This is a genomic window from Streptomyces griseicoloratus (assembly GCF_014534645.1).
Taxonomy (GTDB): domain Bacteria; phylum Actinomycetota; class Actinomycetes; order Streptomycetales; family Streptomycetaceae; genus Streptomyces; species Streptomyces griseicoloratus.
Genome location: NZ_JACVQF010000200.1, coordinates 254,518 through 266,528 on the forward strand (window position 1 = coordinate 254,518; position 12,011 = coordinate 266,528).

At 71.6% G+C, this 12,011-nt stretch carries 11 protein-coding genes; 6 read left to right on the forward strand and 5 right to left on the reverse strand.

What is annotated here, in order from left to right; all coding sequences use genetic code 11:
- Positions 1-10: 10 nt before the first annotated feature.
- On the reverse strand, positions 11-418 hold the full coding sequence (locus H0H10_RS21655; RefSeq protein WP_188182681.1) for a DUF6463 family protein: 408 nt from the start codon (positions 416-418) through the stop codon (positions 11-13).
- A gap of 80 nt (positions 419-498) precedes the next feature.
- Between H0H10_RS21655 and H0H10_RS21660 the strand changes: the two genes are divergently transcribed.
- Entirely contained in the window at positions 499-1,113 is a 615-nt protein-coding gene (locus H0H10_RS21660) for a TetR/AcrR family transcriptional regulator (RefSeq protein WP_188182682.1), read from the forward strand.
- Positions 1,114-1,154: 41 nt separating this feature from the next.
- Here H0H10_RS21660 and H0H10_RS21665 read toward each other — a convergent pair whose 3' ends face one another.
- Positions 1,155-2,405, reverse strand: coding sequence for an alpha/beta hydrolase family protein (locus H0H10_RS21665; protein WP_188182683.1), 1,251 nt, complete (start codon positions 2,403-2,405; stop codon positions 1,155-1,157).
- A gap of 110 nt (positions 2,406-2,515) precedes the next feature.
- On the opposite strand from H0H10_RS21665, the gene H0H10_RS21670 reads away from it, so the two are divergent.
- The gene (locus H0H10_RS21670; RefSeq protein WP_188182684.1) at positions 2,516-3,127 is read left to right on the forward strand and encodes a TetR/AcrR family transcriptional regulator; all 612 of its coding nucleotides are present in this window, start codon (positions 2,516-2,518) and stop codon (positions 3,125-3,127) included.
- A gap of 325 nt (positions 3,128-3,452) precedes the next feature.
- The gene (locus H0H10_RS21675; protein WP_306420957.1) at positions 3,453-4,610 is read left to right on the forward strand and encodes a Fic family protein; all 1,158 of its coding nucleotides are present in this window, start codon (positions 3,453-3,455) and stop codon (positions 4,608-4,610) included.
- A 56-nt stretch (positions 4,611-4,666) separates the two neighbouring features.
- Here the strand turns inward: H0H10_RS21675 and H0H10_RS21680 are convergent, their stop codons facing one another.
- The gene (locus H0H10_RS21680; protein ID WP_188182686.1) at positions 4,667-5,764 is read right to left on the reverse strand and encodes a barstar family protein; all 1,098 of its coding nucleotides are present in this window, start codon (positions 5,762-5,764) and stop codon (positions 4,667-4,669) included.
- A 141-nt stretch (positions 5,765-5,905) separates the two neighbouring features.
- Here H0H10_RS21680 and H0H10_RS21685 point away from each other — a divergent pair, with 141 nt between their 5' ends.
- Positions 5,906-6,460 (forward strand): DoxX family protein, encoded by a 555-nt coding sequence (locus H0H10_RS21685; RefSeq protein ID WP_188182955.1) that lies wholly within the window; start codon positions 5,906-5,908, stop codon positions 6,458-6,460.
- 240 nt (positions 6,461-6,700) lie between these two features.
- Here H0H10_RS21685 and H0H10_RS21690 read toward each other — a convergent pair whose 3' ends face one another.
- Together H0H10_RS21690 and H0H10_RS21695 are read right to left on the reverse strand one after the other, a co-directional pair.
- Complete coding sequence (locus H0H10_RS21690) at positions 6,701-7,243, reverse strand: DUF1707 SHOCT-like domain-containing protein (protein ID WP_188182687.1); 543 nt, start codon at positions 7,241-7,243, stop codon at positions 6,701-6,703.
- Positions 7,244-7,318: 75 nt separating this feature from the next.
- Positions 7,319-7,804, reverse strand: a complete 486-nt coding sequence (locus H0H10_RS21695) for a carboxymuconolactone decarboxylase family protein (protein ID WP_188182688.1) — start codon at positions 7,802-7,804, stop codon at positions 7,319-7,321.
- A gap of 223 nt (positions 7,805-8,027) precedes the next feature.
- Here H0H10_RS21695 and H0H10_RS21700 point away from each other — a divergent pair, with 223 nt between their 5' ends.
- Both H0H10_RS21700 and H0H10_RS21705 read left to right on the forward strand, forming a co-directional pair.
- Positions 8,028-8,963 (forward strand): RNA polymerase sigma-70 factor, encoded by a 936-nt coding sequence (locus H0H10_RS21700; RefSeq protein WP_188182689.1) that lies wholly within the window; start codon positions 8,028-8,030, stop codon positions 8,961-8,963.
- A gap of 243 nt (positions 8,964-9,206) precedes the next feature.
- Positions 9,207-11,906: a SpoIIE family protein phosphatase gene (locus H0H10_RS21705; RefSeq protein WP_223180198.1), complete on the forward strand. Its 2,700-nt coding sequence runs from the start codon at positions 9,207-9,209 to the stop codon at positions 11,904-11,906.
- Positions 11,907-12,011: the final 105 nt, after the last annotated feature.

The following is a 12,011-nucleotide window of genomic DNA, read 5'->3' on the forward strand; positions in this document are numbered from 1 at the left end:
CGCACGGGTTTCACCTTCGCGGCTGCCGGACCCGGGCACCGTCCGGGATGCGCGTGCGCCGGGCCTCGACCAGCATCAGGACGACCGCGACCAGGATGAGCAGCCCGGGCGTGGGACCGAGGATCACGGCGTCGCACACGGTGAGGGCCGCGAGCGTCCACGCGACGAACGTGGGCGGGACGATGGCGCGGCGGTCCAGCCAGAGCACCAGCAGCCCGACGAGCAGGAGTGGGATGCCGAAGCTGCTCAGGCTCAGCCAGTAGGCGCTGTTGGCCGGGCTCATCGCGGACAGGTCCTCTCCCCACAGCTCCCCGCTGAACCACGCTCCGGCATGGCGTGCGGCCTTCTCCAGCGTCAGGGCGAGGATCGTGTGCGCGGCGCCGACGAACGAGATGAGCCAACCAGCCCACTTGATCATTGTGACCTCTCCGGCCTGGGATTACGAAACCATGATTCCGGAACTACAGTATCGATACTGACGTCTCGTATCATGCGGTCATGGCAGCGAAAGGGCAAGCGGGCGGACGTCCCCGGGACAGCCGCGTCGACCGCAAGATCCTGGAGACCACTCGCGAGCTGATCGACGAGGTCGGCTACCCGAACCTGACGGTCGACCAGGTCGCGGCACGCGCAGGAGTGGGCAAGGCGGCGATCTACCGTCGCTACGGCTCCAAGGCCGAGATGGCCTTCGCCGCCTCCGTGCACGGGCAGCAGCTGCCTCCGGTGGCCGACACCGGCTCGCTCCACGGAGACCTGCTGGCGCTGGCCCGCACGTTCCACGTCCGCTTGTCCGCCCCCGCGACCCGGCATCTCGGACCGGCCCTTGTGAACGAACTCGCGACGAATCCCGACCTGGTGACCCGGTTCCAGAACACCTTCCTGGCCGCGGAACAAGCCGACTTCGCCGAAGTCATCGAGCGGGCCGTGGACCGTGGCGAACTGGCCGGACCCGTCGACCCCGTGATGGCTCACGTGCTCGTCGCCGGCGCCCTCTCCGCCGCCATCCACGTCCTCCGGCTCCCCGTCGACGATGCGATGGTCGCCGATCTCGCCGCCGCCGCCACGGCCGGCCTCACCGCTCTGGCCATGCAGCACCACGCGGGTCAGGAGTGAGAGGACGACGACGGCGTGCAGTCGCCATCGCGCGATGCAGTTCACCGTCCCAGTACGTCGGTGAGCCAGTCGTACACGAGGGCGGAGGTCAGCGCGATGTTGCTGAGCCCGCAGTGGCTGTCGGCACCGTGTTCGGCGGCCAGCCGGTGGATGGCCTTGGTGGGGACGTCGAGTCGTTCGTGGAACTCCCGGGCCTGGCGGCGGGCGACGGCGTTCTCACCGTCGGAGGACAGGGTCAGGGTGGGGCAGGAGATCCGGGGCACCAGCCCGTCGAGGGTGAAGTCCCGGGCGATACGGAGGAAATCGGAGAGCGTCCGGGCGCCGGTGGTCCAGAGCATGTAGTTCTCCACGGTGGCGTGCAGTGCCCAATCGGCGGATCCGAGCTGCTGGTGGAGGCCGTTCCAGAATTCGGCAGGGGCATCGGCGGGCACCGGGTCGGGGAGTGCCGAGGTCAGGGCGTCGAGGATCACGGCGTGAAAGTCGGTGATCGGGGCGTTGGCGACCAGGGCGGCGACGCGCCGGTCGTACGCGGCGGCGCGGGGGGCGAGATAGCCGCCGAAGCTCAGTCCGTACAGCGCGATGCGATCGGCCTGCACGTCGGACCTGTCGGTGACAAAGTCGAGGACCGCTGCGAAGGGGACCTCCGAGTCGGCCCGGAAGACCTGGTCCGGATGGTGGTGCAGCAGGCCGCGCTGGCCCGGCCCGTGAAACAGCACGACGTTGAGCCCGCGGGCGAGCGCATGCGGGACGCCGGCCAGGAAGTACAGCTCCTCGCCGTGGCCGTCGCCGCCCCCGGAGATGATGACGGTCGGACGCCGGGTGCCCGAGTCGTCGGCGGCGAAGAAGTAGCCGGGCAACGCGACGCCGTTCTCGTAGGGGATGGCGATCCGTTCGGCCGGCGTGTCGAGCAGCGGCAGCGCGCGGTCGAAGCACGACACGCTCCGGTCGTAGAGGGCGGTGAACTCCTCGGCCCGCCCGCGGTCGCAGTAGAACTCGGCAGCCCGCAGGTAGTTGTAGGCCCGGTGCAGGAACGTGCGCGCGGTGAGCCTGCGGCCGGCGACCCATGCATCGTCGGCCATGCGGGCAGCGATGCGACCTTGTTCGGTCCATGCGCGGATGAAGGCTTCGCGGCCGCCTCCGTCGCGGGCCGTCTTCCGCGCGACGTGCACGACCTCGCCGGGCGACGCGGCCGCGTGGTCGGCGTAGGCAAGGGCGCGCAGGTAGGCGAAGTCCTGCATCTCGCTGCCGGCGAACCCGAGCCGGTTGATCGCCATGATGGAGTCGGTGGTCATGGGTCCCTCTCATCGATGGGGTGCTTGCGTGGCCACCTTCGGCTTCCCGGGTACGGGTCCACCACCGGCAGACGGGCCGGTCCGTCGCGGGAGGCGACAAGGGAGGGTGAATGTCGCATCGGAAGGGCGGGCTCCAGGGGGAACGCACCTGCAAGCTCATCCGCCGGGCTCTGATCGAGCTGGTGGAGGAGAAGGGATTCGCCGAGGTCACCGTGGGGGAAATCGCCGCACGGGCGCCGGTCAACCGGGCGACGTTCTACCGCTACTACCGGGACAAGTACGCCCTGGTCGAGGAGATCTTCCAGGACGTCGTCTCCGAGCTTTCGGCCGGTCTCGGCCCGACGGGCCAGGTCGCCACGCGGGAGCGGATCGTCGGCTGGGAGCGACTGTTCGAGCACGTCGGCAGGCATCACCGGCTGTACGCGGCGCTGCTCGGCCGGCGTGGGGACCCCTGGTTCGCGGCACGGTTGCGGGAACGGTGCGTGGAACTGGCCCGCGATCGGCTGCGTACCGTCCAGGACGCCATCCCCGGCGCCGGTCGGGATGCGGAGTCCGACGACCTGCAACTGGTCCTGGCCGCCAACATGATCCTCGGAGCGATCACCTGGTGGCTGGAACATCACCGGCCCCGCTCGGCACACGACATGGCGGAGGCGGTCGTCCGATTCGCCACGCAGGGCTACTTCGACGCCCTGGGAATCGGTACGGCACAGCCCGGTTGAGCCCGACGGCGTCCAGCCGGCCGCGCTCCCCGGCGAGTTCGGCCACGCCGGGCCTGCCCGGCCGAGGACGAAGGTGAAGGAAATGCCGTGGCTGGGCGCAGAGTGCGCGTGGCAGGCTGGCGCGGTGATACATGAGCTGTCCCCTGGTGCTCTGAGCTGGGGCGAGGTGGACCCCGCGCGTCATCCCTTCGACAGCACGGCGGCAGCGCGGGTGGTGCGCTCGCTCGGTCCAGCCCGTCGCGTACCGATCCGCCCCGATGTACCTCTCGCCGACCCGGCGATGAGTGCCTGGAGCCACGGTGAGGCAGGGGCCTGGGCCGATGCCATGTCGTATGCCCTGATGGAGCACTACGGCCGGTGGGCCGTGGGCTGGCGCTGGGCGCACGACGAAGGGGACTTCGACGGCGGGCCCGTCGGGAGCTGGTGCTGCCCCCGGGACTCGATCACCACCCCGGAGGAGACGCTGGAGCGCGTCGTCACGGCGCTGTGCGAGTGGCGGGGGTGGGTGGAGGGTCTGACCGGCTGGTTCGAGGCGTACCCGCTGGAATTGGCCGGGATCGAGGACCAGCGGATCCTGTGGGAGAGCGCCGCCCGGAACCTCATCCTGCAGGTCGTCGACCGGACCGGCTGCGGCAGCGGCTGGCACGGTCATTGCCGGCAGGTGCTCACCTGGTTCCTCAGCCGCTGGGGAGTCGCCCCCGATGCCGCGCAGGGCCTGGTCGACCGGGCGATCGGCGGGCGGTTCCGCAGCTGGACCGGACCGGACACCGTCCTGGTCGGCGACGTCGCGGAACGGCTCGCGCAGTCGCTGCGGCCGGGCGACCGGGCGCGGCCCCCCGAGCCGGCGGCCGACCACCTGGAGCGGTGGCTCGCCGTACGCCGGACCGTGGCCTGGCCGCAGGCCCCGGACGGCGGCGGGGACGGGCCGGTGACGCCGGCCCGCGACGGGGCGGCCGAGGACGTCCGCTCCTTCGACCGTGTCCTGGACCCCTCCCGCGCCGAGGGCCTGCTCGCCGCACTCGACCGGCTCCGGGCCGACGCGGCGCGTGGCACCCCGCTCGACTTCGCACTGCTCCAGGGCTGGCAGCAGCACGTCCTGGGCACACCGCGGCCACCCGCGTTCCGGTCCCGCCCGGCCTTCGCCAAGGACGGCCAGGAACGCTACGGCATGGCCTCGGACACCCGCGCGCGCCTCGACGCCTGCCTGGCCGAGAGCACCGCGGAGGACGGTGCGCCGCTCGCTCTGACCGCCCGCGCCGCACGCGCGTACCTCGACGTGTGCTTCTTCCATCCGTTCGATGACGGCAACGCACGGTCCGCCTTCCTCACCCTCGTCTTCGTCCTCGCCCGCGAAGGCGTCGCGCTCGACAGCGTGGGCCTGCTCCGCCGCGTCTCCTTCCGGGCGGACAGCCCGCAGGACGCGCTGAGCCTCGCCCGGTACATCGACTTCCACGTCTCGGACACCCGGCGCAATGCTCTTTGAGCGGGCGGCTCGCCTCCCGTAGGGCCTCGCGCCCGACGGTCCCGGTTCTCAGCCGTTCACGCCAGGGTGACGTGCATGCCGCCCTCGGCCAGGACCTCGAGGACTTCGGCGAACAGGTTGCGGGGCTCGCCGTCCGCTGTCAGGGCCTTGGACAGGTGCCCCTGTGCGGTTGCGGCGTCCCGCCAGAGCAGGGTGGCGGGGGCCGTGTAGCCGAAGGTGCCGCTCAGGCAGTCGTCGAGGGCGGCGAGGCACCCGCCGAAGTAGCCGCCGGGCCCGTTGACCGCCTCGCCGAGCGCGAGGTAGAGGCCCGGTTCGTCCGTGGTGTGCCGGCCGTCGAGTTCGTAGGCGTGACCGGCCGGCCGGTCGGGGCGGGGGCGTCGGAAGGCGCGCTCTCGGACGAGATCGAGCCAGACCTCTCGGCGCCGGGTGTCGAGGCCGGCCCAGGCGCCCAGGGTGTCCGGTGGTCCGGCGAGCCACAGCTCCCAGACGGACCGGACGTATGCCGGAACAGGCGTGATCGTCTCCCCGTCGAGTTCCAGGTCGATCAGGCCCGCCCCGTCGGACGATGCGCGCCAGGACCTGACCTGGCTCCAGAACAGTCGTTCGGTAAGCCGCTCACCTTGGTCGTCATGTATCTCCAAGGCGGCCTGTTCCAGATTCAGCGCACGCCGGGTGCCTTTCGTCAGTGCCGCCCGCAGTCGATCGCTCTGGGCGAGTCCTCGCAGGACGAGTGGGGGCCGTGCCCCCGCGTCCGGCAGTATGCGGGAGAACTCCCGGCAGGAGCCGAGCCATCGGTGCCCGTCGTGCACGCGGACGGAAGCCCGGTGCCCCTCGGGCGGGCCTTCGTAGTCGTCCAGGCCCGTGAGCACGAGACTGTCCGTCCCGGGGAGCCGGCCCAGGCTCTCGGCGTCCTCCAGCAGCCAGGGATCGCATGCCTCGTCGTCGGGCACCAGCCACACCCGGCTGCCGACCCAGCCGCGCGGATCGGCCACTTCCGGGACCCAGCCGAACAGTTCGTACGTTCCGCGCCGGGGCTCCCCGAAGAGTCCGTCCGCCGAGGCGCACACGCCCCAGACGTGACCGTCCTCCGCATCCGTCAGTGTGTACCGCGCGTGACTGTCATCGGCCCTGTCCTCATGCACGGTGGGAATCATGCCCGGACCGGGCTTGCCCGGCGAAGCCCTTTTCCCGACGGACCGGACCGGTGCCCCGGATGCATGCTCACCGCGGCTGCGGAAGCGTAGGAGAAACGGGTGGCGCGCGCGTCCTCGTGGCTTGCTTTCTGGAGCATTCACATGGCTGTGAAACACGTTCTGCACAGGCTGTCGGTCGCGGCAGAACCGACGGCGCCCTCCACCGCTGCCAGGACATCGGCTTCCGACTGGGGACTCCTGCTCATCCGCCTGACCTTCGGTCTGCTGCTGGCCGGTCACGGTGCCCAGAAGCTGTTCGGACTCTTCGGTGGCGGCGGACTGTCTGCGACCGCTGACGGGTTCGCTGCCCTGGGCTTCCATCCGGGAGAGGTCTTCGCAGTGATCGGCGGCTTGTCGGAGTTCCTCGGCGGCCTCGGTCTGGCTCTCGGTTTCCTGACCCCGCTGGCCGCCGCCGCACTGATCGGAGTGATGATCAATGCCATGGTCACGGTCACCGGGGCCCACGGTCTGTGGGCCGGGGACGGCGGTGTGGAGTACAACGTCGGCATCGCCGTCGTCGCCTTGGCGATCGCGGCGACGGGTCCGGGCCGACTCGCCGTGGACCGTTTCTTCCGCTGGGGCTCGGGCGGCTGGGCGTCGGCCGCCCTGGCACTCGGCCTCGGCGGTATCGGTGCCGTCATCACACTGAGCCTCTGACTGCGTTGCGACAGCCTGCGGACGACCCTTGGAACCGGCCGGGATCGAGCGGAGCAGGTCAGTCATGAGCGGCCACGAGCGGAGGCCGGCCGAGGCCCAGCGCGCCCGCGCGCCATGCCGCCGCCGTCTTCCGGGCGGCCGGGGCCCGGGAGGTGCTGAACTCGGTGCCGGGCTCGATGAGCGGGCGCCGCACCGTACCGGGTGGCCGGGTCGGTCGTCGGGGCCGTGCCGGCCGGAGCGTCAACGCCACGCGTGGCGGATTTTCAACCGTCCGAAGCCCATGGTCCCGGAGATCCGGATCTTCGGCCCGCCGGAGCGGGATCGCCGGCGGGCCTTGTAGCGCAGATCCTTCCACCCGGTGTGCAGACCCTCGACGTCGACGACCGCGTCGCGCGGCACCGTGATTCTGGCCCCGCCGGTGCCGAGCTGCAGCTCGATGTCGACGACCGGATACTCGATGACCGCCCGGGACAGATCCAGCCGGACCCTTCCGTACGCGGACCCGACCTTGAGGACCCGAGGCACCCGCCAGGCACCACGCCGCCGGATCCGACCGCCGGCGGCGGCGATCGTCGACGTGCTGCCCGGGTGCTCGTCCGGGAGCGAGGACAGGGCCGACGCCAGGTCACTGTGCGTTGTGGCGGTGAGCACCCGGCCGAGACGTTCGTCCATCTCCTCGTGCGAGATGCGCTCATCGGCGTACGCCTCCTGCAGGCGCTGCAGGGCCGCCTCGCGGTCGTCTTCGTCGGGCAGCGGCGACGGATCTTCCGGCGGTAAGGTCACCGCCTCACTCTAGTGCCGCGCCTACGACGTGAGAACGTGCCGGTGTTCCGGGCCGGGCCTCAGCTCGTCCACCGGTCAGTCCGACAGGCCGGCGAACATGCCGGGGTCGTAGGAGCCTCCCTGCATGCGGGTGATCACGCCGAGCCGGTTGGCGGCGTTGATCATGGCGACCAGGGAGACCAGCGCGGCGATCCGATCGTCGTCGAAGTGCTTGCGCACCTGTGCCCAGGTCTCGTCGGAGACGCCCTGGTGGGCGTCGGCGAGCCGGGTGCCCTCCTCGGTCAGCGCCAGCGCGGCCCGCTCGGCCTCCGTGAACACGGTGGACTCGCGCCAGGCGGCGACCAGGTTGAGCCGGACCGGGGTCTCCCCCGCGAGCGCTGCCTCCTTGGTGTGCACGTCGACGCACCAACCGCAGCCGTTGATCTGGCTGGCGCGCAGCTCCACCAACTCCTGGAGGGCCCTCGGCAGCGACGACTCCCGGATCGCCAGGCTGACGTTGTAGATCCGCTTGCCGACCTTGGCACCGACCTCGTTGGCCATCAGGTTGATACGGGGCTCCATGACTTCTTCCTCACGTGTGTGCGATGGCGGACCGCGCGGATCGTCCACGCGGCGTCCTGACGAACACGGGATGCCGGCGCCCCGGTCCTTGTGACATCGACGGTTGTGTGACGTGCGCCACCGAGATCCGGTGTCACAAAGCAGCGGGGACCGGCATCTTGTGCGTGTGGAACGGTCGAGAGCAGACGCGTGGGGGTCGGCGATGAGCGGGTCGGGGGCGGCCATGAGCGAGAGCAGCGGGCGAGCGGGGGGCACCGCCGAACCGCTTGCCCACGGCGACCGGATGAACTCCGCCACCGAGGCGTTCGTCGCCCACCGGAGCCTGCTGTTCACCGTCGCCTACGAGATGCTCGGCTCGGCCGCCGACGCCGAGGACGTCCTGCAGGAGACCTGGCTGCGGTGGGCGGGCGTCGATCTCGGCACCGTGCGCGACCAGCGTGCGTTCCTGGTCCGGATCACCGCCCGTCAGGCGCTGATGCGGCTGCGTACGCTCCGCCGGCGCAAGGAGTCCTACGTCGGCCCCTGGTTGCCGGAGCCGCTGCTGACCGCGCCCGACGTGGCCGAGGACGTCGAGCTGGCGGACAGCGTCTCGATGGCGATGCTGCTGGTGCTGGAGACCCTCGGCCCGACCGAGCGGGCGGTGTTCGTGCTGCGCGAGGTGTTCGATCTGCAATACGACGAGATCGCGGAAGCCGTCGGCAAGAGCCCGGCCGCGGTCCGCCAGATCGCCCACCGCGCGCGGGCGCACGTCGCGGCGCGCCGGCCGCGCGGGGCGGTTTCCCGGGCCGAGGCCCAGGACGTGCTCGACGCCTTCCGGCGGGCGGTCGAGACGGGCGATCTGCAACGGCTGCTCGACATCCTCGCGCCGGACGTCGTCCTGCTGGGCGACGGTGGAGGAGTCGTGCGGGCCGTGCCGGCCCCCGTCACGGGAGCCGGCGAGGTGGCGCCCCTGGTCGCCGGGCTGGCCAGGTTCGGCGCCGCGGCGTCGCTGGGGTCCGCACAGGTCAACGGCTGTCCGGCGCTGGTTCTCCGGCTCAACGGCGAGATCGACACCGTCCTGGCGGTGCGTTTCGACGACGGCCTCATCACGGGGCTCTACGCCGTGCGCAATCCGGAGAAGCTCTCGCGCGTCGAGCGGGAGACCGCCGTGAGCCGCTGAGCATCCGAGGCGGTGAGCGCACGCCCGGTGCGGCGCTGCAAGCGGGCGACACACACCCCATGCGGTCACAATGGGGATGTGATCGGACGTAAGAGTCGATCCCGGATTTCGATGCTCCGCGCGGTGACCGGCCGAAGGCCGGGCAGTCGGGATGGGCGCCGGTACGCGGGACGCCGACACCACCGCCGGGACAAGGACGAGGACGACTCTCCACCGGCGTCTTCCCCGGCGCGCCTGCGCTCGATGCTGACGGTGGGCAGCGTCGCCGGTCAGGTGTTCGTGCTGCAGCTGACGGTCGTGGTGCTGCTGGTCGCTGCGGCCGTCGTGGCGCTGGTGTTGCAGGCCCGGCGCGACAGCACGGGCGAGGCCAGCCGTCGGTCCCTCGCCGTCGCCGAGGCGTTCGCCCACGCTCCGGGGACGGCCGCGGCGATGAGCAGCAGGGATCCGACCGCGGTGCTGCAGCCGCGGACCGAGGAGATCCGGAAGGCGGCCGACGTCGACGCCGTCGTGGTGTTCAACAGGGAGGGCATCCGCTACACCCACCCCGATCCCGGGCTGATCGGGAAACCCGTCCTCGGCAAGGTGCGACCCGACGAGAGGTACACGGAGACCTTCGACACCGCCCGGGGGCGCTCCGTGATCTCGACCGTTCCCGTCTTCGGGACCGACGGGAGGGCCATCGGTCAGGTGGGTGTCGCCATCACGGTCGAGCAGGTGAACGCCATGGTGAACCGGCAACTGCCGATCGTGCTGGCTTCCGCGGCCGTGGTCCTGGCCCTGTCCGCGGGCAGTTCGGCGCTGATCAGCCGGCGGTTGCGGCGCCAGACGCACGGTCTGGGCCCGGTGGAGATGACCCGCATGTACGACCATCACGACGCGGTCCTGCACGCGGTCCGGGAAGGGGTGCTGATCACCGCGGGAGAGGGGCGGCTGCTCCTGGCCAACGACGAGGCGCGGCGCCTGCTGGACCTGCCGGCGGAAGCAGAGGGACGGGACATCGCCGAGCTGGGCCTGGACCCGGACATCGCCGGGCTCCTGGCCTCGGGACGGGTGGTCACGGACGAGGTGCACCGTGCCGGAGACCGGCTGCTGGCGGTGAGCATCCGGTCCACGGACAGCGGTGGAGGCCCGCCCGGCAGTGTGGCGACACTGCGGGACACCACCGAGTTGCGGGCCCTGGCGGGCCGGGCGGAGGTCGCCCGCGAACGGCTCCAGCTGCTCTACGACGCGGGGATGCGGATCGGCACGACTCTCGATGTGACACGTACCGCGGAGGAGCTGGCGGAAGTCGCCGTCCCGCGGCTCGCCGACTTCGCCACCGTGGACCTGCTCGAACGGGTCCTCCAGGGCGAAGAACCGGACGTCACCCCGCCCGGCGCCATGCTGGTCTTCCGCCGGACCGCCCAACGGTCCGTCCTGCCCGGCTGCCCCGAGGCGGTGATGCCGATCGGCCGCACGCACAGCTACCGCGCGGATTCGCCCACGGACCAGGCCCTGGCCACCGGCCGGGCGTCCCGGCATCCGGTCGACGCCGCCGTCCTGCGCTGGTGGTCGGCGGGCGCCCCCGAACGCGCCGACAGCATCCGGGCCCACGGGATCCACTCGATCATGGTGGTGCCCCTGCGGGCCCGCGGCGTCAACCTGGGACTGGTGGTGTTCTTCCGCCATCGCACGGCGGACACCTTCGGGGAGGAGGACCAGCTGCTGGCCGAGGAGCTCGCGGCCCGGGCGGCGGTGTGCATCGACAACGCCCGCCGCTACACCCGCGAGCACACCATGGCCGTCACCCTCCAGCGGCACCTGCTGCCGCGGGGGCTGCCCGAGCAGATCGCCCTGGAGGTGGCGTACCGGTATCTGCCGGCGCAGGCCGGAGTGGGCGGCGACTGGTTCGACGTACTTCCTCTGCCCGGGGCCCGGGTGGCGCTGGTGGTGGGCGATGTGGTGGGGCACGGCCTGCACGCCGCGGCCACCATGGGACGGCTGCGCACCGCGGTGCACAACTTCTCCGCTCTGGACCTGCCCCCCGACGAGCTCCTCGCCCATCTCGACGAGCTGGTCACCCGGATCGACCAGGACGAGGACACCGAGGAGGAACGGGCGGGCTCGGAGATCACCGGAGCCACCTGCCTGTATGCGATCTACGACCCGGTCCTGGGCCGCTGCACCGTGGCCCGGGCCGGTCACGTGGGGCCGGCTCTCGTCCACCCCGACGGCGCGGTCCTCTTCCCCGAAGTACCGCTCTCCCCGCCCCTGGGACTGGGCGGCAGTCTGCCCTTCGAGACAGCCGAGCTCCAGCTGGCCGAGGGCTCAGAGCTGGTGCTCTTCACCGACGGTCTGATCGAGGACGGCGACGTCGACGCGCGCCTGAATCTGCTGCACGACGTGCTGGCCGGCGCCGTGGGCCGGGAGCCGGAGGAGATCTGTCAGGCCGTCGTGGACGCCATGGTCCCCGCCCGTCCACGGGACGACGTCGCCCTGATCGTGGCCCGGACCCGGCTGCTGGACCCGACGCAGGTCGCGGAGTGGGAGGTACCCTCCGACCCCGCCGCCGTCGCCCGGGTGCGCGGGGAGTGCGCCGAGCGGCTGGAGGCGTGGGGGCTGGAGGGCGTCCAGTTCAGCACCGAGCTGATCCTCAGCGAGCTGATCACCAACGCCATCCGGTACGGCACTCAGCCCATCAGGGTGCGCCTTCTGCGCAACCAGACCCTGATCTGCGAGGTCTTCGACGGCAGCAGCACCTCCCCGCACCTGCGCCGGGCCAACACCACGGACGAGGGCGGCCGCGGGCTGTTCCTCGTCGCCCAGTTCGCGCAGCGCTGGGGCACCCGCTACACCCCGCGCGGCAAGATCATCTGGGCGGAACAGCTCCTGCACGACGCGGCGACGGAACCCAGCGGGCGGCCGGAGGACATCCTGGAGCAGTGGAGCGACGAAGCGCTGTGAGGTGACCGGGGCGTCCCCGGTCCGGCTGGTGCGGAGGGCGCCGGTGACGTGAGCAGCGCCTGCGCCGCGCAGCGTCGTCGGGCCGCACTGCCGCCGCTCTGTGAC

Coding starts and splice junctions, on each gene's coding strand:
- H0H10_RS21655 (WP_188182681.1), bottom strand. CDS start 418: ATGATCAAGTGGGCTGGTTGGCTCATCTCGTTCGTCGGCGCCGCGCAC.
- H0H10_RS21675 (WP_306420957.1), top strand. CDS start 3,453: ATGTCGTATGCCCTGATGGAGCACTACGGCCGGTGGGCCGTGGGCTGG.
- H0H10_RS21670 (WP_188182684.1), top strand. CDS start 2,516: ATGTCGCATCGGAAGGGCGGGCTCCAGGGGGAACGCACCTGCAAGCTC.
- H0H10_RS21700 (WP_188182689.1), top strand. CDS start 8,028: ATGAGCGAGAGCAGCGGGCGAGCGGGGGGCACCGCCGAACCGCTTGCC.
- H0H10_RS21660 (WP_188182682.1), top strand. CDS start 499: ATGGCAGCGAAAGGGCAAGCGGGCGGACGTCCCCGGGACAGCCGCGTC.
- H0H10_RS21705 (WP_223180198.1), top strand. CDS start 9,207: ATGCTGACGGTGGGCAGCGTCGCCGGTCAGGTGTTCGTGCTGCAGCTG.
- H0H10_RS21685 (WP_188182955.1), top strand. CDS start 5,906: ATGGCTGTGAAACACGTTCTGCACAGGCTGTCGGTCGCGGCAGAACCG.
- H0H10_RS21665 (WP_188182683.1), bottom strand. CDS start 2,405: ATGACCACCGACTCCATCATGGCGATCAACCGGCTCGGGTTCGCCGGC.
- H0H10_RS21695 (WP_188182688.1), bottom strand. CDS start 7,804: ATGGAGCCCCGTATCAACCTGATGGCCAACGAGGTCGGTGCCAAGGTC.
- H0H10_RS21680 (WP_188182686.1), bottom strand. CDS start 5,764: ATGATTCCCACCGTGCATGAGGACAGGGCCGATGACAGTCACGCGCGG.